Source organism: Streptomyces sp. BK340 (assembly GCF_007827595.1).
Classification (GTDB): Bacteria; Actinomycetota; Actinomycetes; order Streptomycetales; family Streptomycetaceae; genus Streptomyces.
In genome coordinates, this window is record NZ_VISR01000014.1 from 118,330 (window position 1) to 142,989 (window position 24,660).

Annotated in this window: 24 protein-coding genes; 11 read left to right on the top strand and 13 right to left on the bottom strand. The window is 72.0% G+C overall.

Annotated features, from left to right (window positions below):
- The first annotated feature begins 38 nt into the window (after positions 1-38).
- Positions 39-497, top strand: a complete 459-nt coding sequence (gene soxR, locus FB157_RS24275) for a redox-sensitive transcriptional activator SoxR (RefSeq protein WP_145882733.1) — start codon at positions 39-41, stop codon at positions 495-497.
- A 155-nt stretch (positions 498-652) separates the two neighbouring features.
- Here the strand turns inward: soxR and FB157_RS24280 are convergent, their stop codons facing one another.
- Positions 653-1,720, bottom strand: coding sequence for an RNA ligase (ATP) (locus FB157_RS24280; protein WP_145882734.1), 1,068 nt, complete (start codon positions 1,718-1,720; stop codon positions 653-655).
- A gap of 149 nt (positions 1,721-1,869) precedes the next feature.
- Here FB157_RS24280 and FB157_RS24285 point away from each other — a divergent pair, with 149 nt between their 5' ends.
- Positions 1,870-2,592 carry a hypothetical protein gene (locus FB157_RS24285; RefSeq protein ID WP_145882735.1) on the top strand — a complete coding sequence of 241 codons (723 nt, stop codon included), beginning with the start codon at positions 1,870-1,872 and terminating at the stop codon, positions 2,590-2,592.
- Here FB157_RS24285 and FB157_RS24290 read toward each other — a convergent pair.
- Together FB157_RS24290 and FB157_RS24295 are read right to left on the bottom strand one after the other, a co-directional pair.
- Positions 2,550-3,278: a 3-keto-5-aminohexanoate cleavage protein gene (locus tag FB157_RS24290; protein ID WP_186581661.1), complete on the bottom strand. Its 729-nt coding sequence runs from the start codon at positions 3,276-3,278 to the stop codon at positions 2,550-2,552. The genes FB157_RS24285 and FB157_RS24290 overlap by 43 nt on opposite strands.
- 100 nt (positions 3,279-3,378) lie before the next feature.
- On the bottom strand, positions 3,379-3,981 hold the full coding sequence (locus tag FB157_RS24295; protein ID WP_145882736.1) for a hypothetical protein: 603 nt from the start codon (positions 3,979-3,981) through the stop codon (positions 3,379-3,381).
- Positions 3,982-4,238: 257 nt separating this feature from the next.
- Here FB157_RS24295 and FB157_RS24300 point away from each other — a divergent pair, with 257 nt between their 5' ends.
- Positions 4,239-7,028 carry a penicillin acylase family protein gene (locus FB157_RS24300; RefSeq protein ID WP_145882737.1) on the top strand — a complete coding sequence of 930 codons (2,790 nt, stop codon included), beginning with the start codon at positions 4,239-4,241 and terminating at the stop codon, positions 7,026-7,028.
- An 18-nt stretch (positions 7,029-7,046) separates the two neighbouring features.
- Here the strand turns inward: FB157_RS24300 and FB157_RS24305 are convergent, their stop codons facing one another.
- Both FB157_RS24305 and FB157_RS24310 read right to left on the bottom strand, forming a co-directional pair.
- Positions 7,047-8,321 carry a serine-threonine protein kinase gene (locus FB157_RS24305; protein WP_186581662.1) on the bottom strand — a complete coding sequence of 425 codons (1,275 nt, stop codon included), beginning with the start codon at positions 8,319-8,321 and terminating at the stop codon, positions 7,047-7,049.
- 80 nt (positions 8,322-8,401) lie between these two features.
- Positions 8,402-9,628 carry an exo-beta-N-acetylmuramidase NamZ domain-containing protein gene (locus tag FB157_RS24310; RefSeq protein ID WP_145882738.1) on the bottom strand — a complete coding sequence of 409 codons (1,227 nt, stop codon included), beginning with the start codon at positions 9,626-9,628 and terminating at the stop codon, positions 8,402-8,404.
- A gap of 204 nt (positions 9,629-9,832) precedes the next feature.
- Here FB157_RS24310 and FB157_RS24315 point away from each other — a divergent pair, with 204 nt between their 5' ends.
- The 3 genes from FB157_RS24315 to FB157_RS24325 are packed head-to-tail and all read left to right on the top strand — an operon-like array spanning position 9,833 to position 12,890.
- Positions 9,833-10,606 (top strand): SDR family oxidoreductase, encoded by a 774-nt coding sequence (locus FB157_RS24315; RefSeq protein ID WP_145882739.1) that lies wholly within the window; start codon positions 9,833-9,835, stop codon positions 10,604-10,606.
- A complete protein-coding gene (locus FB157_RS24320) occupies positions 10,603-12,273 on the top strand; it encodes a class I adenylate-forming enzyme family protein (protein ID WP_145882740.1) in 1,671 nt (556 codons plus the stop codon). Before FB157_RS24315 ends, FB157_RS24320 begins: the two co-directional genes overlap by 4 nt.
- Before the next feature lie 23 nt (positions 12,274-12,296).
- Positions 12,297-12,890, top strand: a complete 594-nt coding sequence (locus FB157_RS24325; protein ID WP_145882741.1) for a TetR/AcrR family transcriptional regulator — start codon at positions 12,297-12,299, stop codon at positions 12,888-12,890.
- Between the two features lie 60 nt (positions 12,891-12,950).
- Here the strand turns inward: FB157_RS24325 and FB157_RS24330 are convergent, their stop codons facing one another.
- From FB157_RS24330 to FB157_RS24340, 3 genes are all read right to left on the bottom strand, one after another.
- Positions 12,951-14,165 carry an acyl-CoA dehydrogenase family protein gene (locus FB157_RS24330; RefSeq protein WP_145882742.1) on the bottom strand — a complete coding sequence of 405 codons (1,215 nt, stop codon included), beginning with the start codon at positions 14,163-14,165 and terminating at the stop codon, positions 12,951-12,953.
- 6 nt (positions 14,166-14,171) lie between these two features.
- On the bottom strand, positions 14,172-15,194 hold the full coding sequence (locus tag FB157_RS24335; RefSeq protein ID WP_145882743.1) for a phosphotransferase family protein: 1,023 nt from the start codon (positions 15,192-15,194) through the stop codon (positions 14,172-14,174).
- A gap of 167 nt (positions 15,195-15,361) precedes the next feature.
- Positions 15,362-15,661: a hypothetical protein gene (locus FB157_RS24340; protein ID WP_145882744.1), complete on the bottom strand. Its 300-nt coding sequence runs from the start codon at positions 15,659-15,661 to the stop codon at positions 15,362-15,364.
- 115 nt (positions 15,662-15,776) lie between these two features.
- On the opposite strand from FB157_RS24340, the gene FB157_RS24345 reads away from it, so the two are divergent.
- The gene (locus FB157_RS24345; RefSeq protein WP_145882745.1) at positions 15,777-16,727 is read left to right on the top strand and encodes an NADP-dependent oxidoreductase; all 951 of its coding nucleotides are present in this window, start codon (positions 15,777-15,779) and stop codon (positions 16,725-16,727) included.
- 30 nt (positions 16,728-16,757) lie between these two features.
- Here the strand turns inward: FB157_RS24345 and FB157_RS24350 are convergent, their stop codons facing one another.
- Genes FB157_RS24350 through FB157_RS24365 form a run of 4 tightly spaced genes read right to left on the bottom strand, consistent with a single transcriptional unit; the run spans position 16,758 to position 18,940 of the window.
- Entirely contained in the window at positions 16,758-17,081 is a 324-nt protein-coding gene (locus tag FB157_RS24350) for a DUF202 domain-containing protein (RefSeq protein ID WP_145882746.1), read from the bottom strand.
- On the bottom strand, positions 17,069-17,461 hold the full coding sequence (locus FB157_RS24355) for a YidH family protein (RefSeq protein ID WP_145882747.1): 393 nt from the start codon (positions 17,459-17,461) through the stop codon (positions 17,069-17,071). The genes FB157_RS24350 and FB157_RS24355 overlap by 13 nt, the downstream gene beginning before the upstream one ends.
- 21 nt (positions 17,462-17,482) lie before the next feature.
- Positions 17,483-17,998, bottom strand: coding sequence for an NUDIX hydrolase (locus tag FB157_RS24360; RefSeq protein WP_145882748.1), 516 nt, complete (start codon positions 17,996-17,998; stop codon positions 17,483-17,485).
- A gap of 33 nt (positions 17,999-18,031) precedes the next feature.
- Positions 18,032-18,940 carry a DMT family transporter gene (locus FB157_RS24365; RefSeq protein WP_186581663.1) on the bottom strand — a complete coding sequence of 303 codons (909 nt, stop codon included), beginning with the start codon at positions 18,938-18,940 and terminating at the stop codon, positions 18,032-18,034.
- A gap of 366 nt (positions 18,941-19,306) precedes the next feature.
- On the opposite strand from FB157_RS24365, the gene FB157_RS24370 reads away from it, so the two are divergent.
- The 4 genes from FB157_RS24370 to polX all read left to right on the top strand — a co-directional run bounded on the left by FB157_RS24370 (position 19,307) and on the right by polX (position 23,532).
- Positions 19,307-20,353, top strand: a complete 1,047-nt coding sequence (locus FB157_RS24370; RefSeq protein ID WP_145882750.1) for a hypothetical protein — start codon at positions 19,307-19,309, stop codon at positions 20,351-20,353.
- A 77-nt stretch (positions 20,354-20,430) separates the two neighbouring features.
- Complete coding sequence (locus tag FB157_RS24375) at positions 20,431-21,159, top strand: molybdopterin-dependent oxidoreductase (RefSeq protein ID WP_145882751.1); 729 nt, start codon at positions 20,431-20,433, stop codon at positions 21,157-21,159.
- Positions 21,143-21,769 (top strand): cytochrome b/b6 domain-containing protein, encoded by a 627-nt coding sequence (locus FB157_RS24380; RefSeq protein WP_145882752.1) that lies wholly within the window; start codon positions 21,143-21,145, stop codon positions 21,767-21,769. The genes FB157_RS24375 and FB157_RS24380 overlap by 17 nt, the downstream gene beginning before the upstream one ends.
- Before the next feature lie 35 nt (positions 21,770-21,804).
- Complete coding sequence (gene polX, locus FB157_RS24385) at positions 21,805-23,532, top strand: DNA polymerase/3'-5' exonuclease PolX (protein ID WP_145882753.1); 1,728 nt, start codon at positions 21,805-21,807, stop codon at positions 23,530-23,532.
- 9 nt (positions 23,533-23,541) lie between these two features.
- Here the strand turns inward: polX and FB157_RS24390 are convergent, their stop codons facing one another.
- Positions 23,542-24,657: a CapA family protein gene (locus FB157_RS24390; protein WP_145882754.1), complete on the bottom strand. Its 1,116-nt coding sequence runs from the start codon at positions 24,655-24,657 to the stop codon at positions 23,542-23,544.
- Positions 24,658-24,660 lie beyond the last annotated feature (3 nt).

Consider the following 24,660-nt stretch of genomic DNA (forward strand, 5'->3'; position numbering starts at 1 on the left):
CCACCGGCCGGATGGTGTCGGTCGGTAGTCTCTGATGAGTGCCCCAGATTCCCGAGAAGATCCACGAGCTGACCGTCGGCCAGCTGTCCGCGCGCAGCGGCGCCGCCGTCTCCGCGCTGCACTTCTACGAGTCCAAGGGGCTCATCACCAGCAGCCGCACCTCCGGAAACCAGCGCCGCTACACCCGCGACACGCTGCGCCGCGTCGCCTTCGTCCGCGCGGCCCAACGCGTCGGCATCCCGCTGGCGACCATCCGCGAGGCCCTCGCGCGACTCCCTGAGGAACGCACCCCGACCCGCGAGGACTGGGCCCGGCTGTCCGAGGCGTGGCGCTCCGAGCTCGACGAACGCATCAAGCAGCTCAACCGGCTCCGCGACCACCTCACCGACTGCATCGGCTGCGGGTGCCTGTCCTTGGACACCTGTGTGCTGTCGAACCCCGATGACGTCTTCGGCGAACGGCGGGTGGGGTCACGTCTCATGGCCGAGGGCCGGTGAGCCGGAGGCCTGGCCGAGGCGGGAGACCTGGTAGAGGTCGATGCGCCGGCCGTCCCCCGTGCGCCGCAACAGCACGCCGAGGCTGACTGTCAGCGCGGGACGGTCGGTGAACGAGAACTGGTGCGTCCCACGGGCGCAAGTTTACGACCGGTCGACTATTCGTACTCGGTCCCGCCCTTGCGCGTCAGGTAGGCCGGGCTGACGGCCTTCGCGATCGCCCGGCCCCCGGTCACCCCGCTGTACCGCTCCACGAGGGGCCGTATCACCACGCCCTCCCGCAGATGCAGCCCCCGCCCGGACACCGTCTCCCGCCCGCTCGCGAACTCCAGCACCCGCTCGATGTCGTACGGCCCCGAGAAAAGCCGAGGCACCGACGGCAGCTCACCGCCGAGGACTTCGGCCGCGTCCAGCCACCGCACCGTGCCGTCGATCTCGGCGGACACGTCGAACACCGCGTACCCCAGCGTCTCCCGCCGCCCGTCGGCCCCGTAGGTCAGGTCCTGCACCCCCGCCCCGTACACCTCGCCGAAGATGCCGACGCGGCGCGCCCCCAGCCGTTCGGCGAGCCTGGCCGCGACCTCGGCGACGCCGTGTCCGCGCACCGCCCGCCAGTACAGATTGCGCGGATCCTCCTTCAGGGCGAGGGACTTGGCGCCGAAGCCCTTGGAGGAGACGTGCACCCGGTCCTCGCCGGCGAGATACGTCAGCAGGCAGGCCGAGCCGTGCAGCTTCTCGGTCAGGACCACATCCTCGCCCGCTGCGAAGATGTCGGGAAACCGCTGGATGTTCTCGATGTCCACCCAGGGCAGCAGATCGGGCGCGGACTCCACGTCCCCGTCCATCGTCGGCGGGACCGGCGGCACCCATTTGGTGATGCCCAGCCGCCCGGCGAAGTCGGTCCCCTCGACCGCGGCCCGCGCCAGGTCCACGTCCGCCAGCGCCTTCGGCCGGCACACGATGCCCTGCGACAGCTCACCCCGCAGCCGCACCGCCTTGACCCGGTTTGCGTCACCCCCCGCCAGCCGCCCGGTCAGCCCCAGCTCCTCGATCAGCCCCGGCGGAAGCACGGACTGCTCGGGGATGTAGACGGCGGCCTCGCCGGTGCGGTACGCACCCTTGGCGACGACGGCCCGGTACAGGCCGACCTGGGCCAACTCCAGCGCATCGGCGTTCGGATGTTCATGGACGGTCAGCACTTCGGCGGTGACGCGCAGCGTCGACATCTGGGGACTCCTCGGTTCCTCAGCTCGGTTTCATCGACACCACTCTCCGCACGGGAAAGGGATGGAGCGAGTGGATTAGAGGCTGGTAACGTCGCGCTCTTCGGCCGGCGGCGACGCCCGGCACGGAGTACCGAACGGGGCCAACTCCCATGCCCAAGCCCGCTCTTGCCGCCGCCCTCGCGGACATCGACACGGTCTTCAACGGCTTCGCGAGCCCGGACGAGACCGGCTGCGGCCTGTGCCACCTGCCCGAGGAGACCGCGTATCTGCGCACGCCGTACGTCCGCATGCCCGTCGGCGTCGTGCAGATGTACCTCTTCGAGGTGCCCGGCCACTTCGACGACCACGCGGCCTCGATGCGCCGCCTGCTCCCGCAGGCCGCACGGGCGATGGCCGACGCCACCCTCGGCTCGATCGGCCACGCCTGCCACGGGCTGAGCCTGGTGGACTGGCGCTCCTGGCCGGCCGAGCAGGCCGCGGCGATCGATGCCTTCCTGCGCGCCTGGTGGCAGGACACCCTGACGACCGCCGAACCGGTCTACGCCGTCGACGACATCTTCGACACCTGTGTCACGATCGCGCGGAGCGTGACTCCGTTCCTCGACGACTGGCCCCGAGGACCGGTCGCCGGCACACACCTCGCCCACTGCGCCGACGTGTGGCTCTACGACCTGCTCTGCGACAACTCTCCCTTTCCCTGGTGGTACGACGACAGCGAGGAGGCGGGCCTCGCCGAGCTGCGCACCTGGCTGGCCGGCCCCGGAGCCGCCCGCCTGCACGCCCTGGGCGAGCACGACCTCGCCGTCCGCTGCGAACTCCTGGCGCTGCCCTACGACGAGCGCTGGGAGCACCCCTGCTGGGACAGCGCCTGAGCCACCAACTGAGCGTTGGACCGGGCCCGTTCGCCGTCCGGCAGAGCCAGGGTGTCCTCCAGACCGATGCGGGCGGCCAGGCCCAGCCGCCCGGCCAGACGCAGCACCGGCCAGGCACCGCCCTCCTCGCCGTGCAGCAGCACCGGGCGGCCGTGGGCACCGCCGAGCCCGGCCAGCAGGCTCCGCGCCGACGCCTGGGCCGTCGCCGGATCCGGGTCGGTCACCTCCGCGAGCACCCGCAGCACCCTCGGCCCGAGCGGGGAGGCCGCGAACCGGGCCGCTGCGTCGGTGCCGGACCAGATGCCCGCCTCCACACCGACACCCCGGGCGAGCAGGTGCCCGGCCACCTCCTCGGCGCCGGGCTCATGCCAGTTGACCGAGGCGAAGTCGGGCAGCGCCGACCAGCTGCGCACCCGGTCGAGCCGGGCGGCGGGGTCGGGCTCGGCCCAGGCGCCGGTGGTCACCCCGACCGGCACCGGCACCCGCGCCCGTATCGCCTCCAGCGTCGGGGCGAGCACCCGTGGGGACAGACTGTCGTGCCCGCACGGTGTCTTGGGGTGGACGTGGATCTCCGTGGCGCCGGCCGCGACCGCTTCGGCGGCGGACCGTGCCAAGTCCTCGGGGGACAAGGGCACACACGCGCCGTCCATGGCCGTGCGGCGGCCGTTGAGACACACCTGCATCATGAGTCGATGGTGCCGGACGCCACTGACAGTGCCCAACGGCGTGTCCCGGCAAGGGGTGCGGCATCCCCCTGCGCACCCCCCGGTTCCACCCCCCTGCCGATCAGGCCGAGATCAGCAGCTGTGCCCGCCCGGCGCACGCCAGCGCCTGGGGCGTGAGCACGGGCCGGGGCACGAGGATCCCGCAGTCCGTGCAGACCGGACCGGACGAGGGCTCGTGGTCCAGGTCGAACTTCCATGTGAGGCGCTCACCGGAACACACGGGGCAGGCCGAGCCAGGCTCCCGCTCCAGCGCGGCGATCAGCCGGCGCAGCACCTCGGCCAGCGGCTCACCGGGGTGGACCCGCGGGTCGTCGCACCAGGCGACCCCGAACCCGCCCCAGGTCAGCCGGTGCCAGTCGTCCACGGTGCCGGGCCGGCGCAGCCCGTCGTGCTTCTCCTTCTTGCGGCGCTCGGCGAACTCGCCCTCATAGGTGAGCCAGACCTCGCGCGCCTCCTCCAGCTCCTCCAGTGCGGCCACGAGCCGCGCCGGGTCGGGGGAGCGGTCCTCCGGACCGAAACCGGCCCGGGAGCACAAGTGGTCCCAGGTCGCCCGGTGCCCGTAGGGAGCGAACCGCTCCAGGCACTTACGCAGTGAGTAGCGCCGCAGTGCCAGATCACACCGCGAATCGCGCACCTGTCTCGCCAGACTTCGGAATCCGGCCATCGCCCTGCACCTCCGTCACACCTGCGTCCGCACTTCGGTCACCTCGGCGTCGCCGTACGGCTTTCCGCGACGTCGCCGAGTAGACGTATCGACACACGATCCGGCTCCATCCGATTTCCGATGCCCTCCCATAAGGCGCCCCGGGTTGACCGCCGGGCGCACCGGTCCTCGTGACTCCAAAACTTGACGCATGTTCATCTTCAATCCCGGGGATACCGGCGGTAACGTCCGGCCCACCCCCGTCGGGAGGAGCTGCCATGCCACGGCGCACCCCACGCAACGTGTTGTTCGACAGACTGAGAACTCCCCGCAGGCTCACCGGGTTCCTGAAGACGGCATCCGTATGCGTTCTCATCGCGGGAGTCCTCTCCCCGCTCACCCAGGCAGCGGCGGCGGAGAGCGCCACGGCCTCGAACGACTACTGCGGCGGCCAGTGTTCGGACATCCTGCCGCCGGGCGAGAACGGCAACGCCACCCTCGCCCAGATCCTGCTCAACCAGGCCTTCGGTGTCCAGCCCTCGCACGCCGAGGACCAGCTCGGTCCGTACGCCAACCTGGCGAACGGCTACTCGGGGCTCACCGACGCGAAGATCAACACCTTTTTCAACGACGCCTCCTTCGGCGTCCCTTCCGACCAGGTGGCCTCCACCGAGAAGCCGGCCGGCCGCGGTGACGTGACGATCGTCCGCGACAAGAAGACCGGTGTGCCGCACATCACAGGCACCACCCGGTACGGCACCGAGTTCGGTGCGGGGTACGCGGCCGCAGAGGACCGGCTGTGGCTGATGGACGTCTTCCGGCACGTGGGCCGTGGCCAGCTGACCACCTTCGCCGGCGGCGCGGCCGCCAACCAGGGCCTGGAGCAGCAGTTCTACCGCAACGCGCCGTACACCGAGGCCGACCTGCAGGCGCAGATCGACAACGCCGTGGCGAACAACGGCGCCCGCGGCCAGCAGGCCCTCGCCGACGCCAACGCCTACCTCGCCGGCATCAACTCCTACATCGACGCTTCCGACAGCGGCCGCTACTTCCCCGGTGAGTACGTCCTGACCGGCCACAAGGACTCCATCACCAACGCCGGCACCATAGACCACTTCAAGATCACCGACCTGGTGGCGCTCGGCTCCGTCGTGGGCTCACTGTTCGGCTCCGGCGGGGGCGGCGAGGTCAACAACGCGCTCTCCCTGATCGCCGCCCAGTCCAAGTACGGCGTGGCGGAGGGCACCAAGGTCTGGGAGTCCTTCCGCGAGCGCAACGACGCCGAGGCCGTCCTGACCGTCCACAACGGCGAGAGCTTCCCCTACGCGTCCAGGCCCGACGACCCCAAGGGCGAGGCCCTGCCCGACCCCGGCTCGGTGACCCAGGAGCCGCTCGTCTACGACCGCACGGGCAGCGCCGCCACCGCGAGCGCCACCCGCGCCTCCACCGCGGCCGCCAGGACCACCCTCGGCTCCGCCAGGCGAGGCATGTCCAACGCCCTCGTGGTCAGCGGAAAGTACACCGCCGGCGGCCACCCCATCGCCGTCTTCGGGCCGCAGACCGGCTACTTCGCCCCGCAGCTGCTCATGCTCCAGGAGATCCAGGGCCCGGGCATCAGCGCCCGCGGCGCCTCCTTCGCGGGCCTGAGCATGTACGTCGAGCTGGGCCGCGGCCAGGACTACTCCTGGAGCGCGACCACCTCGGGCCAGGACATCATCGACACCTACGCCGTCGAGCTGTGCCAGGACGACTACCACTACCTGTACCACGGCACCTGCACCGCGATGGACGAGGTCGAGCAGAAGAACGCGTGGAAGCCGACGACCGCCGACGGGACCGCGGCGGGGTCGTACACCATGCGGGTGTGGCGGACGAAGTACGGCCCGGTCGAGTACCGCGGCACGGTCGGCGGCAAGAAGGTCGCCTACACCACCCTGCGCTCCTCCTACCTGCACGAGGCCGACTCGATCATCGGCTTCCAGATGCTGAACGACCCCGACTACGTCAAGGGCCCGAAGGACTTCCAGAGCGCGGCCCAGCACATCAACTACACCTTCAACTGGTTCTACGCCGACTCCCAGCACACGGCGTACTACAACAGCGGCGACAACCCGGTCCGGGCGAGCGGCGTCGACGCAGAGTTCCCGGTGTGGGCACAGCCGGCGTACGAGTGGCGGAACTGGGACCCGGCCACCAACACGGCCGACTACACCCCGGCCTCCGCGCACCCCAGCTCGGTCGACCAGGACTACTACGTCTCCTGGAACAACAAGCAGGCCAAGGACTACACGACCGCTTCCTGGGGCGACGGGTCGGTTCACCGCGGCAACCTGCTCGAGGACCGGGTGAAGAAGCTGGTCGCGGCCGGCGGGGTGACCCGCACCAAGCTGGTGCAGGCCATGGCGGACGCGGCGCTCGCCGACCTGCGCGCCGAGGACGTGCTGCCCAAGCTGCTCAAGGTGATCAACTCCTCCCCGGTGACCGACTCCACGGCCGCCGACGCGGTGAACAAGCTCCAGGCGTGGGTGAGCGCCGGCGCCAGGCGCACGGAGACCTCGGCGGGTTCGAAGACCTACGCCAACGCCGACGCGATCCGCATCCTGGACGCCTGGTGGCCGCTGCTGGTGAAGGCGGAGTTCGAGCCCGGCCTGGGCAGCGACCTCTACACCGCGTTCACCGACAACCTGCCCGTGGACGAGGCCCCGTCCGCCGGGCACGGCCCGACCGGCTCGCACGCCGGGAGCTCCTTCCAGTACGGCTGGTGGAGCTATGTCGACAAGGACATCCGGTCGGTGCTCGGTGAGTCCGTGCAGGGACCGCTGGCCCGGCAGTACTGCGGCGGCGGCAGCCTCAGCGCCTGCCGGGACAGCCTGATCGGCACCCTGAAGCAGGCGGCGGGCCTGACCGCCGCCCAGGTCTACCCGGGTGACGACCAGTGCTCGGCCGGCGACCAGTGGTGCGCCGACTCGATCGTCCAGCGCACCCTGGGCGGCATCAAGCACGGCAGGATCAGCTGGCAGAACCGGCCGACCTTCCAGCAGGTCGTGGAGTACACGTCACACCGGTGACGCCCGGACGGCGGCGGGTCAGACGATACGGCCCGCCGCCAGCACCACCCGCGCCAGTTCCGGGTGCACGATGTCGCTGTGCGCCCCGGACGGCGGGCCCCCGGCGCGGACGACCGCGGCCGCGTCGACGTTCACACAGCCCGATCCGGGCAGCGCCCCGTTCAGGGCCGCGGCGAGGTCCAGCTTCGCGGTGCCCGGCACCGCCTGCACCCCGTCGTGCCCCATGGCCCCCCACTCGGGGCCCAGCACACCCGCGACGTCGACACCCAGGACCGAGTGGTCGTCCCCCGCGAGACGCGAGGCGAGCGGATAGAAGGTGCCGAGCGCGCCGTCGAAGTGCGAGTAGCAGCACACCAGCGGGCCGTCGATCCGCTTCTGCAGGTCCTTGAGCGCGCCGGCGGTGTCCGGGTCCCCGGGCAGCCGGGCCGCGAACGCGTAGTGGGAGAAGGCGCCCTGCAGCAGGGTCACGGACTTCACCGTGCGCACTCCGCCGGGCAGCCCGCGCAGCGCGAACGCCACCAGCCGCCCGCCGAAGCTGTGTCCGACCAGATGCACCCGCACACCGGGAGCCGCCTGGGCCAACTGCCCGACGAAGGACCCGAGTCCGTGCTCGCCGACCGTCCCGGCCCGCCGTTTCATCATGTAGTACGTCGCCTGCCGCAGCAGCTCCTTGGCGCCCTCCCAGGGGTTGGGCAGGCTGAACTCGGGGTGCGGTCCGGTCAGCGCCGCGGCGAACTCCTCGCAGGCGGTCACCGTGTCGCCGCTGAACATGAGGGGCTCGCCCGGCTGCGAGGTGTCCGCCGCGGCGAGTGGCGGGGCCGCCCCGACCAGCTGCCGCACCAACTGCCCGAACCGGGCCAACCCCTGTTCCCCGTCCGGCTGTTCGTCCAGCATCCGGGCCAGCCGGTCGAGCTGCTCGGCCCGGTCGGGGAAGGCCGTCAGCAGCGCGCGCCGGGTGTCCGGGTCCAGCGCCGGGCCCGCCGCGAGAGCGGGCGCGGCGCTCGGGAAGTCCGGGATCGGCTCGTCGCAGAACCGCATCGACGGCCAGATCACCCCCACGTACCCGATCCGCGCCTTCGGTGCGAGCTTCGGGATCGGGGCGTAGAAGCGCCGGTACAGCGCGGTGGCGCCCGAACGGTCGTTGTTCCAGCCGTGCGCGAAGACGATCAGGTCACGGACGTCCCGGTCCGTGACCTGCGCCAGCAGCCGGTCGCGTTCGGGGCCGTCCACGTCCCCGTCCGCATCGAAGGTCAGCTCCCAGTAGGGAGTCACGCTCATCCCAGGATCCGCCATGCCGGGCTCCCTCGTCCCCCGAACGATGCGATGTGGGCGTATCGTCCTGCGCCGGGGCAGAGTTGGCCATACGACGCGGTTCACTTGTAGAGCAGATATTCCTTTCGAATGCTCCGGAAAGCGGCCAGCTCGTCCTGCCAGGCGGCGACCACCTCGTCCGGCCCGGCCCCCGCGTCGATCATGGTCCGCACCAGGGTGGAGCCGGTGAGCTTGTCGATCCAGTTGTCCGAGCGCCAGGCGAAGCCGTCCCAGACCTTCCGTGCGGTCACCAGCAGGGCGATCCCGGTGCGTACGGGGTCGTAGGCGGCCCGGTCCCGCACATGGATCTGCACGCCCCCGACGGTCTTGCCCTGGAACTTGGAGAAGGTGGGCGCGAAGTAGGCCTCCCGGAACCGCACACCCGGCAGGCCCAGCTCGTCGGCCGCGGCGGCCCAGCGCCCGTCGACGTCCTCGGCGCCGAGGAGTTCGAAGGGCCGGGTCGTGCCGCGCCCCTCGGAGAGGTTGGTGCCCTCGAACATGCAGGTGCCCGAGTACACCAGTGCGGTGTCCGGGGTCGGCATGTTCGGGCTGGGCGGCACCCAGGGCAGACCGGAGGCGTCGTAGAACCATGTGCGCTTCCAGCCCGTCATCAGGACGGTCTCCAGCGGCACCGGCGTGCTCAGGAACTCCCCGTTGAACAGCCGGGCCAGCTCGGCGACCGTCATGCCGTGCGCCTGCGCGATGGGCCGGCGGCCCACGAAGGTGGCGAACTCCCTGTGCAGGACGGGGCCCTGGGCCGAGCGTCCGGTGACCGGATTCGGGCGGTCGAGCACGACGAAGCTCTTGCCCGCGAGCTGGGCCGCCTCCATGCAGTCGTACAGGGTCCAGATGTACGTGTAGAAGCGGGCGCCCACGTCCTGGATGTCGAAGACGATCGTGTCGACCCCGGAGGCGGTGAAGATGTCCGCCAGCGGGCGGCCGCTCCTGAGGTACGTGTCGTAGACCGGCAGACCCGTCGCCGGGTCGTCGTAGCGGCCCTCGGAGCCGCCGGCCTGGGCGGTGCCGCGGAAGCCGTGCTCGGGGCCGAAGACCGCCGTGAGCCTGCAGCGGGGGTCGGCGTGCATGACGTCGACGATGTGCAGGGCGTCACGGGTGATGCCGGTGGGGTTGGTCACGATGCCCACTCGCCGGCCGCCGAGGAGGGCGTATCCGTCGGCTGCGAGTCTTTCGAAACCTGTACGCAGGTGATCGGCTGCGGCTGCCGGTGTTGCTGTGAGCGAGGCGGTGACTGTTGCTGCTGCGAGTAAGGCTCTTCTGGACAGGTGCATCGGTGACCTCCACGTCGAGCGTTCCCGCAGGCAGTGTGGCAGGCTGCGGGCCGTCCGTGGCTGATCGCGCCCACGCGGCGGAGCCGCACATCGATGCAGCCCCGCGACACTGGGGAGTCGACCCTTCCGTACACACATACCGACTGGTTAGTCTGGGATGCCAGAGCCGATACGCGCCGCGCGAGATCGCGTCGAAGGAGACCGATGGTGGAAGCCGTGCAGGATGCCGGAGTGGTCGTCACCGGAGCGGGCGGGGGGATCGGGGCCGCGCTGGCCCGCAGGTTCGCGGCCGAGGGTGCCAGAGTCGTCGTCAATGACCTGGACGCCGGGAAGGCCGAGGCGGTGGCCGCGGAGATCGGCGGGACAGCCGTGCCGGGCGATGCCTCCGCGATCGTCGGTGACGCCCGTGAGGCGCTCGGTGGTGCCGTGGACGTCTTCTGCGCCAACGCCGGCGTCGCCTTCGAGGACGCGGGTGCCGGCGAGCCCCTCGACGAGAAGGCCTGGGCGCTGTCCTGGGACGTCAACGTGATGGCCCACGTCCGGGCGGCCCAGGCGCTGCTGCCGGACTGGCTGGAGCGCGGGCGCGGCCGGTTCGTCTCCACGGTGTCGGCCGCCGGACTCCTCACCATGCTCGGCGCCCCCTCGTACAGCGTCACCAAGCACGGCGCGCTGGCCTTCGCCGAGTGGCTTTCGCTCACCTACGGCCACCGGGGCGTCAGGGTCCACGCCATCTGCCCGCAGGGCGTCCGCACCGACATGCTGGCCGCCACCGGCAGCGCGGGCGACCTGGTGCTGCAGCCGACCGCGATCGAACCGGAGGCGGTCGCCGAGGCGCTGTTCCGGGGCATCGCGGAGGACCGCTTCCTGATCCTGCCGCACCCCGAGGTCGCCGAGTACTACCAGGCACGGGCCGCCACCCCCGACCGCTGGCTCGCCGGAATGAACCACATCCAGCAGAAGTGGGAGGCCACCCGGTGAGCGCCTCACCGTACGCGACGCGGCCCTGGCTGGCCCTGCTCAACGAGGTGCAGCGCGGGCCGGTCGACCCCGCCGACTCGCTCGTGCACGCCCTGCGCGCGGCCGTCGCCGACGCCCCCGACCGCACCTTCCTCGCCTACTTCGACGCCCGGCTGAGCTACCGCGAGGTCGACGAGCTGAGCGACTCCGTGGCCGCCCACCTCGCCGCGCGCGGTCTGGAGCGCGGCGACCGGGTCGCCGTCCTGCTGCAGAACTCCCCGCACTTCGTCCTGGCCGTCCTCGGGGCCTGGAAGGCGGGCGCGACCGTCGTGCCCGTCAACCCGATGTACAAGTCGGCCGAGGTCGCCCATGTGCTGCGGGACGCCGAGGTCGCCGCGCTGATCTGCTCCGACCGGGCCTGGGAGTCGTATCTGCGGGACACGGCCGCCGGCTCGCCGGTGCGGATCGTGCTCACCGGGTGCGAGCTGGACTTCCAGACCCGGGACGACGCGCGCGTGCTCACCTTCGAGCGGCTGCCCCAGGCCCCCGACGCCGACGACCTCGTGGCCGTCGCCCGGCAGGGCGGCAGGGTACCCGGGGACCGCGACCCGGGCCCCGGCGACATCGCGCTGATCAGCTACACCTCGGGCACCAGCGGCACCCCGAAGGGTGCCACCAACACGCACGGCAACATCATGCACAACGCCGAGCGGCAGCGGACCGGGCTCGCCCTGCCGGACGCACCCGTCTACTTCGCGCTCGCACCGCTGTTCCACATCACCGGGATGGTCAGCGAGTTCGCGTCGTGTCTCACCAGCGCGGGCACGCTGGTGCTCGCCTACCGCTTCGAGCCGGGTGTCGTCCTGGACGCGTTCACCGAGCACCGCCCGCACTACACGGTCGGCCCGTCCACCGCGTACATGGCGCTGGCCGCCCACCCCGACGTCACCTCGGAGCACTTCGTCTCCTTCGTGGGCATCGCCTCGGGCGGCGCCCCCGTGCCGCCCGCCCTGGTGGAGAAGTTCCGCGCCCAGTGCGGCCAGTACATCCGCACCGGCTACGGGCTGACCGAGTGCAGCGGGGCCGCCGCGGCCGTCCCGCCCGGCCTGGAGTCGCCCGTCGACCAGGCCTCCGGGACGCTCGCCGTCGGAGTGCCCGGCGCCGACACCCTCGTACGCATCCTGGACGAGCGGGGCGAGGAGGTCCCCTTCGGCGAGCAGGGCGAGATCGTGGTCCGCGGGCCCCAGGTGGTCCCCGGCTACTGGCGGCGGGCCGAGGCCACCGCCGAGACCTTCCCGGACGGGGAGCTGCGCACCGGCGACATCGGCTTCATGGACGCGCAGGGCTGGCTCTACGTGGTCGACCGCAAGAAGGACATGATCAACGCGTCCGGCTTCAAGGTGTGGCCGCGCGAGGTCGAGGACGTCCTGTACACCCATCCGGCGGTGCGCGAGGCCGCCGTCGTCGGCGTCCCCGACGGCTACCGCGGGGAGACCGTCAAGGCGTACATCAGCCTGCGGCCGGGCGCCGAGGCGGACCCGGATGAATTCGCGGTGTACTGCAAGGAGAGACTGGCTGCCTACAAGTACCCGCGCCAGGTGGAGATCCTGCCCGACTTGCCCAAGACGACGAGTGGGAAGATCCTCCGTCGGGAACTGCGTTCCCGCGCCCACGACAATCAGCAGTAACGACGGAAAGGCAGGTGGCGGCAGTGCCCAGGACGACGGACGGAGACGGGACGCCCGTTCCGCAGCGGCTGCTGAACGCCGCCACCCGCCTCTTCGCCGAGCAGGGCTACGACCGCACTTCGGTGCAGGAGATCGTGGAGGCGGCCGGCGTCACCAAGGGGGCGCTGTACCACTACTTCGGCTCCAAGGACGACCTTCTGCACGAGGTGTACGCGCGGGTGCTGCGCGTCCAGCAGGAGCGGCTGGACCACTTCGCCACCATGGACGCTCCGGTGGAGAAGCGGCTCAGGGGCGCGGCCGCGGACGTCGTCGTCACGACGATCGAGAACCTCGACGACGCGATGATCTTCTTCCGCTCCATGCACCACCTGAGCCCGGAGAAGAACAAGCAGGTGCGCGCCGAGCGCCGGCGCTACCACGAGCAGTTCCGCGCGCTCATCGAGGAGGGCCAGCGCGAGGGCGTCTTCTCCACGGCGACCCCCGCCGACCTGGTCGTGGACTACCACTTCGGCTCGGTCCACCACCTGTCGACCTGGTACCGCCCGGACGGCCCCCTCACCCCCCAGCAGGTCGCCGACCACCTGGCCGACCTGCTGCTGCGGGCGCTGCGTCCCTAGCCCCGCAGACATACCGGTGAGGGGCGGTCGCCCACGGCGGCCGCCCCTCACCCATGCTCCCTAGAGGTACTTCTTCAGCTCCCGTCGCGCCAGCGACCGCTGGTGCACCTCGTCCGGGCCGTCGGCCAGCATCAGGGTGCGGGCACTCGCGTACAGCTCGGCCAGCGGGAAGTCCTGGCTCACACCGCCCGCGCCGTGCAGCTGGATGGCCCGGTCCAGGATGCCGACCACCGCGCGCGGGGTGGCGATCTTGATGGCCTGGATCTCCGCGTGGGCGCCCTTGTTGCCGACGGTGTCCATCAGCCAGGCCGTCTTCAGCACCAGCAGCCGCAGCTGCTCCACGGTGACCCGGGCGTCGGCGATCCAGTTCTGGACGACACCCTGCTGGGCCAGCGCCTTGCCGAAGGCGGTGCGCGAGACGGCCCGCCTGCACATCAGCTCGATCGCGCGCTCGGCCATGCCGATCAGCCGCATGCAGTGGTGGATCCGGCCCGGGCCGAGCCGGGCCTGGGCGATGGCGAAGCCGCCGCCCTCCTCGCCGATGAGGTTCGACACCGGCACGCGCGCCCGGTCGAAGACCACCTCGGCGTGGCCGCCGTGGGAGTGGTCCTCGTAACCGAAGACCTGCATCGCGCGCCTGACGGTCACGCCGGGGGTGTCGCGCGGGACCAGGACCATCGACTGCTGGCGCCGGATGTCCGCCCCGTCCGGGTCCGTCTTGCCCATGACGATGAAGATCTTGCAGTCCGGGTTCATCGCCCCGGAGATGTACCACTTGCGGCCGGTGATGACGTACTCGTCGCCGTCCCGCTCGATGTGCGTGGTGATGTTGGTGGCGTCGGAGGAGGCCACGTCCGGCTCGGTCATCGCGAACGCCGAGCGGATCTCACCGGCGAGCAGCGGCTCCAGCCACTGCTTCTTCTGCTGCTCGTTGCCGAACTGCGCCAGCACCTCCATGTTCCCGGTGTCGGGCGCGGCGCAGTTCGTCGCCGTGGGCGCGAGGTGCGGGGAGCGGCCGGTGATCTCGGCGAGCGGCGCGTACTGGAGGTTCGTCAGTCCGGCGCCGTACTCGGTGTCCGGCAGGAAGAGGTTCCACAGACCCTGCCTGCGCGCCTCGGCCTTCAGCTCGTCGACCACGGCCGGGGTGTCCCAGGGCGAGGCCAGCGCGGCACGCTGCTCCTCCGCCACCGCCTCCGCCGGATGGACGTACTCGTCCATGAAGGCGAGCAGCTTGCCGCGCAGCTCCTCCGTACGCGCGTCGAACGCGAAGTCCATGTCCGGTCAGCCTTCCTGAAGAGTGGTCAGTCCGTGGTCGATGAAGACGGGCACGAGCTCGCCGATGCGGTCGAAGCCGCGCCCGACCGTCTGGCCGAGCGTGTACCGGTAGTGGATGCCCTCCAGGATCACGGCGAGCTTGAACCAGGCGAACGCCGTGTACCAGGAGACGGCGGAGACGTCGCGCCCCGAGCGCGCCGCGTAGCGCTCGATCAGCTCCTGCGGGGAGGGGTGCCCCGCGGCCTGGGCGGTCGTGGACACCGGCGAGTGCGGCAGCGCGAGCGGCTGGCTGTACATCACCAGCAGGCCCAGGTCGGTCAGCGGGTCGCCGATGGTCGACATCTCCCAGTCGAGGATCGCCTTGATCCTGTCGTCGGCGCCGATCAGGACGTTGTCCAGCCGGTAGTCGCCGTGCACGACGGCGGGCGCGGGGGAAGTGGGCAGGGCGCGTCCGAGGGCGGCGTGCAGCTCGTCGATGCCGGCCAGTTCGCGGTTGCGGGAGGCGTCCAGCTGCTTGCCCCAGCGGCGCAGCTGCCGGTCCAGGAAGCCCTCGGGCCGGCCGAAGTCGCCCAGGCCCACCTCGGCGGGGTCCACCGCGTGCAGTTCGACCAGTGTGTCCACCAGGGACAGCACCGCGTTCCGGGTGCGCTCCTCGCCCAGCGGGGCGAGCTGGTCCGCGGTGCGGTACGGCGTGCCCTCGACGAACTCCATGACGTAGAACGGCGCCCCGAGCACCTCCTCGTCCTCGCACAGCAGCACCGGGCGGGGGACCGGCACGTCCGTCGGGTGCAGCGCGCTGATCACCCGGTGCTCGCGCTTCATGTCGTGCGCGGTGGCCAGCACATGGCCGAGCGGCGGGCGCCGGACGACCCACTTCGAGGTGCCGTCGGAGAGCGCGTAGGTGAGGTTCGACCGTCCGCCCTCGATCAGCCGGCCGCTCAGCGGGCCGTTCACCAGACCGGGCCGCTCACGTTCGAGCAGGCCGCGCAGCCGGTCGAGATCGAGTCCGGGCGGGTGGTCGGCGCTCATACATCACTCCTACGAACGGGTGAACTGGACTCGACTTATGATGCCGACCGGTCGGTATGCCGTCCAGTGCATACGCCGAACGTGGCGAGAAACGTGACCGGAGCCACGATAGGCCGACGGCTCCCCGTGCGCTGCCCGGGGAGCCGTCGGTCCTTCTGCCGTGCGGGTCAGTGGTCGTCCCAGTGGTCCCCGTGCTCGGCGTGGCGGTGTCCGTCGTGCAGATAGTCGACGTGGTCGCCGTGCCGGACCCGGGCGTGCCCGCACTCCTCGTGGTGCACGTGCTCGTGGCCCGCGTGCGCGGTGTGGCCGGCCGGTTCGCACTCGTCCCAGTGGCCGCCGTGCTCGCGGTGCAGATGGCCGTCGTGCGCGTAGTCGAGGTGGTCGAGGTGCTGGACGGCGGTGTGCCCGCAGCCGGGGCCGTGGCTGTGGGTGCCGTGCTCGGCGTGTTCCTGATGGAGCGTGGTCATGTGTTCACCTTCGAGGGGTACGGAACGGTGACGAGCGAACAGGCTACGCGCGCGAATGGTGCATATCAGGGCATACAGGTTGCGTGGCGTACGAGTACCCCGGAGGGTCGAGGGCATGAAGGGCATCAGTTACAGCCGCTACGGCGGACCCGAGGTGCTGGAGTACGGGGAAGTCGGCGACCCGAAGGTCGGCCCCGACCAGGTGCTGGTCAAGGTGCGCGCGGCGGCGGTCAACCCGGTCGACTGGAAGTGCCGCGAGGGCTACCTCGACCCCGTTCTGGACGCCGTCTTCCCGGTTGTCCCGGGGTGGGACGTGAGCGGCGTGGTGGTGCAGCCCGGAGTCGCCGTCACGGAGTTCTCCGTGGGCGACGAGGTGATCGGCTACGTCCGCGAGGACTTCCTGTCCCGGGGGACCTTCGCCGAGTACGTCGCCGCGCCCGTGCGCACCCTGGCCCGCAAGCCGCGCAACCTCTCCTACGAGGAGGCCGCGGGGCTGCCGCTGGCCGGGCTCACCGCCTACCAGGTCCTGGTGAAGGCGCTGGATATCAAGCGCGGTGAGACCGTGCTGGTGCACGCGGCGGCCGGCGGGGTCGGCTCGCTGGCCGTCCAGATCGGCGCCCACCTGGGCGCCCGGATGATCGGCACGGCGAGCGAGCGCAACCACGACTTCGTACGGAGCCTCGGAGGCGAGCCGGTCGCCTACGGCGAGGGCCTGGCCGAACGGGTGCGCGCACTGGCCCCCGAGGGCGTGGACGCGGTCTTCGACACCATCGGCGGCGACACGCTGAAGACCTCCGCCAATCTGCTCGCCCCCGAGGGCCGGCTCGCGTCCATCGCCGACGCCGAGGTGCTGAGCTACGGCGGCCGTTACTGCTTCGTCCGCCCCGACGCCGCGGATCTGGCCCGCCTGGCCGAGCTGGCGGAACAGGGAGTCGTGTCCGTGCACGTCCAGGAGGCCCTGCCGCTGGAGCGGACGGCGGACGCGCACCGGCTGAGCCAGGAGGGCCGCACCCGGGGCAAGATCGTGGTCACGGTGGACTGGGAGACCGAGGAGGACACCGCGTAGCCGCGTGGACCCGGCAGCGGAAGGCGCCGTCTAGAACACGAGCACGGCCGCGCACACGGCCATCGCCACCGTGCACAGCACCGCCGCCGCCGCGTGCCGGGGTGGCAGCGCGGCCGGGCGCGGGCCGGCCGCGAGCGCGCCGATCCGGTGGTGCGCCACCCACAGGAAGCCCAGCCAGAGTGCGCAGCACAGGGCGCACAGGACGATGCCGACGGCCGTGGCCCCGCCGTGCAGCGCGGTCTTCACCGCGAGTACGGCGGCCACGGTGCTCGACAGCGTCGTGCGCCGCCAGGCCAGCCGGGTGCGCTCCGGCTGCAGCCCGGGATCCCGGGCCTCGGTGCTCACCCCGCCCATCCGACCAGCACCACCACGACCATCGCGACCGCCACCACCGCGACCACCAGGCTCAGCACCGCCGGGAAGCGGGACGCCGGCAGATCCTCGCCCCGCCGCATCGCCCGCTCGCAGCGCACCCAGTGGTTCACCGCACGCAGCGAGCACAGCACACCGGCGCCGAGCAGCGCGAGCGCCAGGCCGACCCGCCACGCCCAGCGCAGGTCCGGCAGGAACTGGTCCACCGCGAAACCGCCGCCGATCAGCGCGAGCGCGGTGCGCAGCCAGGCCAGGAACGTGCGCTCGTTGGCCAGCGAGAACCGGTAGTCGGGGGTGACGCCCTCCTCGCGTACCTGTTCCGGGGCGAACCAGAGCCGGACGTTCCGCACGAATTCGATCACGCGCAGGACCCTACCGGGGCCTCAACGGGCGGCCCGGAACGCCCTCAGGCGCTCGTACGCCGCCAGCCCGTCCGGCACCCACTCCCACTCGCCGAGCCTCCGCTCCACCTCGTCCCCGGGCAGGAAGTCGTGCCACTGGACCTCCTCGGCCTGGGGCTGTACCGGAAGGTCGCACCGCACCTCGTACACCGCCGACCACCAGCTGTTCCCGGCCCCGTCGTCGTACAGGAACTTGAAGAGGAAGTCCGGCCGGGGCAGGCCGGTCACGCCCAGTTCCTCCTCCGCCTCCCGCAGCGCCGCCTCGTCGTAGGACTCGCCGGCTCCCACGACCCCGCCGACGAACATGTCGTAGAGGGCGGGGAACACCAGCTTGGTCGCGGTGCGGCGGTGGACGAAGAGCCGCCCGGCCGCGTCCCGGGCCTGGATGAAGACGCACCGGTGGCGCAGGCCCCGGGCGTACGCCTCGCCGCGCGCGACCTGGGCGACGACCCGGTCGTGCTCGTCGACGATGTCGAGGATCTCGTCAGCAGGGTTCATGCCCGTATCCAAGCAGGGCCCCGCGCGGCCGGCTCAGCGTGCCTGGAGGTCCCGCGTGTGCTCCGGCTCCGTGCCGCACGGCATCGCCGGGTGCAGCCCGAGCAGCACGATGCCCGCGACGATCGCCGCGAGCCCCGCGGCCTCCCAGGCCAGCGCCCCGGTGTCGGTGTGCAGCCGGTCGCCGAGGAAGCCCACCCCGCACAGGATGCCGGCGAGCGGCTGGGCCGCGGTGAGAGCGGGCAGCGACATGCGCAGCGGAGCCGTCTCGAAGGCGCTCTGCACCAGGACGAGACCGGTGACGCCCAGCGCGAGCACACCGTACGGCTGCCAGCTGGTGAACAGCTCCGCGAGGCCGCCCTCGGAGAAGCGGGTGCCGCTGACCCGGGTCAGCGCGTCCTGCACGCCGTACAGCAGCCCGGCGGCGGTGGCCAGCAGCACCGGGCCCCAGCTCAGCCGGGACCGCTTGGCGTACGTCGTGAGCACCATGGCCGCGCCGAGCATCGCGCCGATGATCAGCCAGTGCCGCACCGGGTCGGCGACCGCGCTGCCGCCGCGCGGCTCGCCCGCCAGGATGAACGCGGTCACACCGCCCGCGAGCAGCGCGAGGCCGGTCCAGCCCTGACGGCCCAGGGACTGTCTGGTCTGGTGGCGGGAGAGGGCGAGCGCGAACAGCAGGTTCGTGGCGAGCAGCGGTTCGACCAGGGAGATCTCCCCCTTGCCGAGCGCGACGGCACCGAGCACCATGCCGGCCACCATCAGGGCGATTCCGCCGAGCCAGCGCGGTACCCGCATCAGGTCGAGCAGCAGCCGGAACGACAGGAAGTCGCCGAGCGGTGCCTGCTGGGCGGCGTTCTGCTGGAGCACGAATCCGAAGCCGACACAGCTGGCCGCGCTCACGGCGAGAAGGAGAACCAGAACGGACACGCTGCGTACCTCGATCATCCGGCCGGACCACGGACGCGTAGTGGCCGACTGTAGCGCTCCCGGGGCCGCATTGCCCCGGAGAGTGCCCGGAACCGGGCGGTTGGCTCGGTCACCGTGCCCCGCCGGCGGCGGGGCAGCCCGCGGAGGGCGGGACCGTCCGGCCATGCTCCGTCGAGCGGACCGCCGACGCCATGGCGTACGCCACAGCGATCCGCCCGCACTCCGCACGTCCACCACCGCAGCCAGGGCGGGCTTGTCCCAAGTGCCCCTGCTGTCAGGCTGGTTGAAGGAACCAACACCCGGGTTCCGCTTGACGCAAACCTTGGCTGGGGGTTTGCTGTGCGTGATCGGTCGATGGCAGCCCGAGAATCAGGAAGTTCCGCGGTGCCCCCACTCCCGCCTCTGCTCGGCGCTCGCCGGGCCCCCACGGACCAGTCCGGCGACACCGCCCCGGACGACTCCGGCGCGTTAGCAGGCGCCCTCGCCTCGGAGGACGCCGCGGCAGGCGCCTTCGACGACGCGCTCGGCGACGCCGAACTCCTCGCCGCCCGCGCCGCGTTGGCCCAGGGCCGCTGGCAGGCCGCCCGGTCGTTGCTGCTGCACACCGGCGACGACTGGGACCGGCGGGGACACCGGGCCACCGTGCTCGCCGCGGAGCCGTACGCCGCCGCCTGGTCCCACGAGTGGCTGCTCGCCGAGCCCGGCTCCGCCGACGCCGCCACCCTGCACGCCCTCGCCCTGGTCCAGCGCACCCTGCGCGGCAAGGACGACGCCGACCGGGCCCGCGAGGCCTGCCGCACCGCCGCCGCGCTCGCCCCCGCCGACCCCACCCCCTGGCTCGGCCTGCTCCTGCTGGCCCGCACCCGGGGCCCGGAGAGCGAGGTGCTGCGCACGTTCGCGGAACTGCGCGAGCGGTATCCCGAGCACCACCACGGACACCACCTGCTCATCGCCCGGCTCGCCGAGCGGCCCCAGGGCGGCAGGGCCGGTTCCCACGAGGTGTACGACCTCGCCGAGCTGGCCGCAGCCGACGCCCCCGCCGACTCCCCGCTGGCCGTCCTGCCGGTGGTCGCCCACGCCGAGCGCTACCGGGTCCTGGCCGCCACCGGGCCGGCCCACGGCGACCCGGCCGGCTCCGGGCACTGGTCGGGCTCCCGGGCCCGCCGAATCCTGCGCGCGGCCTTCGACTGGTGGCTGGAGTGGGAGCACGACGACCACCCCCGCCGCCACACCGACCTCAACCACCTGGCGTTCGCCATGTCCTGCGCCGGCCGCCCGGCCGAGGCGGCGGCCCTCTTCCAGCGCATCGGCCGGCACGCCACCAGAGCCCCCTGGTCCTACCCGCACCGGGACGCCTGGCAGGCCTTCAGCACCGCCCGCGCCCGCGCTCTCGGCAGGCCGTCGCCCGAGGTGTCGTCGCCCGGACCGTAGGTGAGAAGTGATTACGGAAGTCTGACCCGTGGCCCGACTCCCTGGCCCCGGGGGTCCGGAAGTGCTCGAATGACGACGTGAACACTGAACCGGCCGAGGAACCGGAGGGCAGGCCGATCGGCCGCCGTGTCTTCCTCGGCACCCTCGGCCTGGGCGCCCTCGGCGTCGCCACCGCGCCGGTGCTGCAACGCGGCCTGGAGGGCTTCCTCGGTGCCGTTTCCGGCAAGGACCCCACGGGTCTGACCGGCCTGCTGCCCAACGGCGGCGGCTTCCGCTACTACTCGGTCGCCGCGTCCGTCCCGCACAAGGGCCCCGCCGACTACCGGCTGACCGTCGACGGCCTGGTCGACCACCCGCACACCTACACCCTCGCCGAGCTGCGGGCCCTGCCGCAGACCCGGCTGGTCAAGGACGTCCAGTGCGTCACCGGCTGGCGGGTCCCGGGCACCCCCTTCGAGGGCGTACGCCTCTCCCACCTGCTGGACGCCGCGGGCGTCCGGGCCTCCGGCAGGGCCATCCGCTTCACCTGCTTCGACGGCACCTACTCCGAGAGCCTCACCCTCGACCAGGCCCGCCGCCCGGACGTCCTGGCCGCCCTGCGCATGCAGGACCAGGTCATCGGCCACGACCACGGCGGCCCGGTCCGGCTCTACGTCGCCCCCATGTACTTCTACAAGTCGGCCAAGTGGCTCTCCGGCATCACCGTGACCGACGAGGTCCGGCCCGGCTACTGGGAGAACCTCGGCTACGACGTCGACGCCTGGGTCGGCCGCTCGAACGGACGGACCGATGAGCCTACGAGCTGAGACCCCGGCCCCGACGAGCGCCCGCGTCCACCGCTTCAGCCGGGCCGAACGCTGGGTGCACCGCACCACGGCCGCCCTGATGGGCGTGTGCGTGGCGACCGCGGCCTGCCTCTACATCCCCCAGCTGGCCGTGCTCGTCGGGCGCCGCGAACTGGTCGTACGCGTCCACGAGTGCGCCGGGCTCGCCCTGCCCGTCCCGGTCCTGCTCGGCCTGGCCTCCCGGGCCTTCCGCACGGACCTGCGCTTCCTCAACCGCTTCGGCCCCCACGACCGCGTGTGGCTGCGCGCCGCGCTCGTGCGCGACAAACGCCACTCCTCGCGCCCGGCGGGCAAGTTCAACGCGGGCCAGAAGGTGTACGCCGCCTGGATCGCCGGGGCCACCCTGGTCATGCTCGGCACCGGCCTGATGATGTGGTTCACCCACCTCGCCCCGCTGATGTGGCGCACCTCGGCGACCTTCGTCCACGACTGGCTGGCGCTGACCATCGGTGTGGTCCTGGCCGGCCACATCGGCATGGCACTGGCGGACCCGGAGGCGCGCCGGGGACTGCGGACCGGGTCGGTGAGCCGGGAGTGGGCGAAGCGGGAGCACCCCCTGTGGCGTCCGTGACGACGACCCGGACCGCGCCTTCCTAGACTTAAGGGGTGGCCCGGCCCAATGAAGAGGTCGAGGCGCTCCTTCAGGAGTACGCGGACCTCGTCGCGATCACGGGAGGCGACGCCTTCAAGGCGCGCGCCTACGAGAAGGCGGCGCGTGCCATCGGCGGCCACCCCGCCGACATCTCCCGGCTGGACGCGAACGGCCTGAAGGAGATCCCGAACGTGGGCCGGTCGATCGCCGAGAAGGTGATCGAGTACCTGCGCACCGGCACCATGGCCGTGGTCGAGGAGCGCCGCGCGAAGATCCCGGCCGGGGTGCGGGAGCTGATCACCATCCCCACACTCGGCCCGAAGAAGGCGCTGCGGCTCTACGAGGACCTGCACATCTCTTCGGTGGACGAACTGGCCGCGGCCATCGAGGCGGACGCCCTGGCCGACCTGAAGGGGTTCGGCGAGAAGACGCAGGAGAAGATCCTGCACGGGATCAGGCTGCTGCGGCAGGCGGGCGACCGCATCCCCGTCCACCTGGCCCTCGACACCGCCGAGGACATCGTCGCCGAGCTGTCCGCGGTGACCGGCTGCGAGCGCTGCACCTACGTCGGCTCCCTGCGGCGCATGCGGGAGACCATCGGCGACATCGACATCCTCGTCGCCGCGAACCGGTCGGGGCCCTTCATGGACGCCCTCGTCTCGCTGCCGTCGACCTCGGAGGTGATCGCCCACGGCGAGAAGAAGACGTCCGTCCGCACCCACAAGGGCGTCCAGGTGGACCTGCGGGTGCTGCCGCCCTCCTCGTGGGGCGCCGGACTGCAGTACTTCACCGGCTCCAAGGGGCACAACATCCGTACCCGCACCATCGCCGTCCGCCAGGGACTCAAGCTCTCCGAGTACGGCCTGTTCGACGCCGGGAGCGGGGAGTCGCTCGCCTCCCGCACGGAGGAGGAGGTGTACGACCGGCTCGGCCTGCCCTGGATCCCGCCGACGCTGCGGGAGGACCGCGGGGAGATCGAGGCCGCGCTGCACGGCGAGCTGCCCGAGGTGCTGACCGAGCGGGACATCCGCGGCGACCTGCACACCCACACGGACCTCACCGACGGCCTCGCACCGCTGGAGACGATGCTGGAGGCCGCCGCCGCACGCGGCTACGCCTACTACGCGGTCACCGACCACGCGCCCCACCTGTACATGCAGCGCATGACCGACGAGAAGGTCCTCGCCCAGCGGGAGCAACTGCGGCAACTGGACGGCACGCTGGGCAGGATGCGACTCCTGCACGGCACGGAGCTGAACATCGGCCCGGACGGCGACGTGGACTGGCCGGACGACTTCCTGGCCGGCTTCGACCTGTGCGTGGCCTCCCTGCACTCCCACTTCGACCTGGACCGCGAGGCGATGACCCGACGGCTCCTGCGGGCCTGCGAGAACCCGTACGTGAACGTCATCGGCCACCCGACCACCCGGCTCATCGGCAGGCGCAGGGGCGTCGACGCCGACTGGGACGAGGTGTTCGCCGCCTGCGCCCGCAACGGCACCGCGCTGGAGGTCAACGCCCAGCCCGACCGGCTGGACCTGCGCGACGAGGACATCTCGCGGGCCCGGCAGCACGGGGTGAAGTTCGCGGTGAACACCGACGCGCACTCCGTCCCCCACCTCGGCCAACTGCGCTACGGCGTCGGCACCGCACAGCGCGGCTGGCTCACCAAGGAGGACGTCATCAACACCTGGCCCCTGACCCGCCTGCGCCGGTTCCTGCGCAAGGGCAGGCGGGCCTGAACTCCGCTCTCAGCACGGAGCCCGCACCATGAGCGTGCCATCGTCCCCCTGCTCGACCCGGGTCCCGAAGTCACGGCTGCACCGGTCGAGGGCGGCGCGCAGCCAGGCGGTGTCCTTCTCCGAAGCGTGCTCCAGACGCATCCGCCGGGCCTGGAGCGGCACCATCCGCAGCCCGGTCAGCCGGCCCGTGCCCGGTTCGACCGACGCCAGGTACAGCAGCCGCAGGTCGTCCCGGTAACGCTCGAAGCCGCCGATGCCCTCGTAGTCGTCGACCAGGTCGCCGCAGCCGTACAGGACGAGCCTGTCCCGGTACACCTCCACCGGACGCGGGTGGTGCGAGGAGTGCCCATGGACGACGTCCACCCCGGCCTCGACGAGCGCGTGGGCGAAGCGGACCTCCGCGCGGGAGACGCCGTATCCCCAGTTGGAACCCCAGTGGACGGAGGCGACCACGATGTCGTCCGGGCGGCCGGCCTGCCGCAGCCGGTCGGCGAACACGGCCGCGGTGCCCTCGGTCGGCGCGGCGACCAGGGCCACCCCGGACCGCCCGGCACCGGCGGCCCAGCCGCGCGGGATCCCGCTGGACGGCATCCCGAAGGAGAAGACCAGGACTCGTCCGCCCGCCCGCAGCGGTACGGCCGCCGGACGCCAGGCCGCGTCCTCGTCCCGGCCCGCACCCGCGATGCGCAGCCCGGCCGCCGCCAGGCAGTCCAGCGTCTCCGCGAGGCCCTGGGTCCCGAAGTCGAGCACATGGTTGTTGGCGAGCACACAGACGTCGGGGCGCGCCGCGGCGAGACAGGGCAGGTTGGCCGGGTTCATCCGGTAGTGGACTCCCTTGCCCGGAGCGAAGCGGCCGTCCCGGGTGACCGCCGTCTCCAGATTGATCACCCGCACGTCGGGCGCGGCACCCGCCAGGACCGGCAGCGCCTCGCCCCAAGGCCAGGCGGGGGCCACCGGCCGCGGTACCGGACCGTTCGCCGCCTCCGCCAGGGCCACGTAGTCGCGGGCGTCGTGCACGTAGGCCTCCCGCAGGACGGGGTCACCGGGGTGCGCGAGGATCTGGTCGACGCCCCGGCCGAGCATGACGTCACCGGCGAGGAACAGGGTGACGAGCCCCTCAGGCATGAT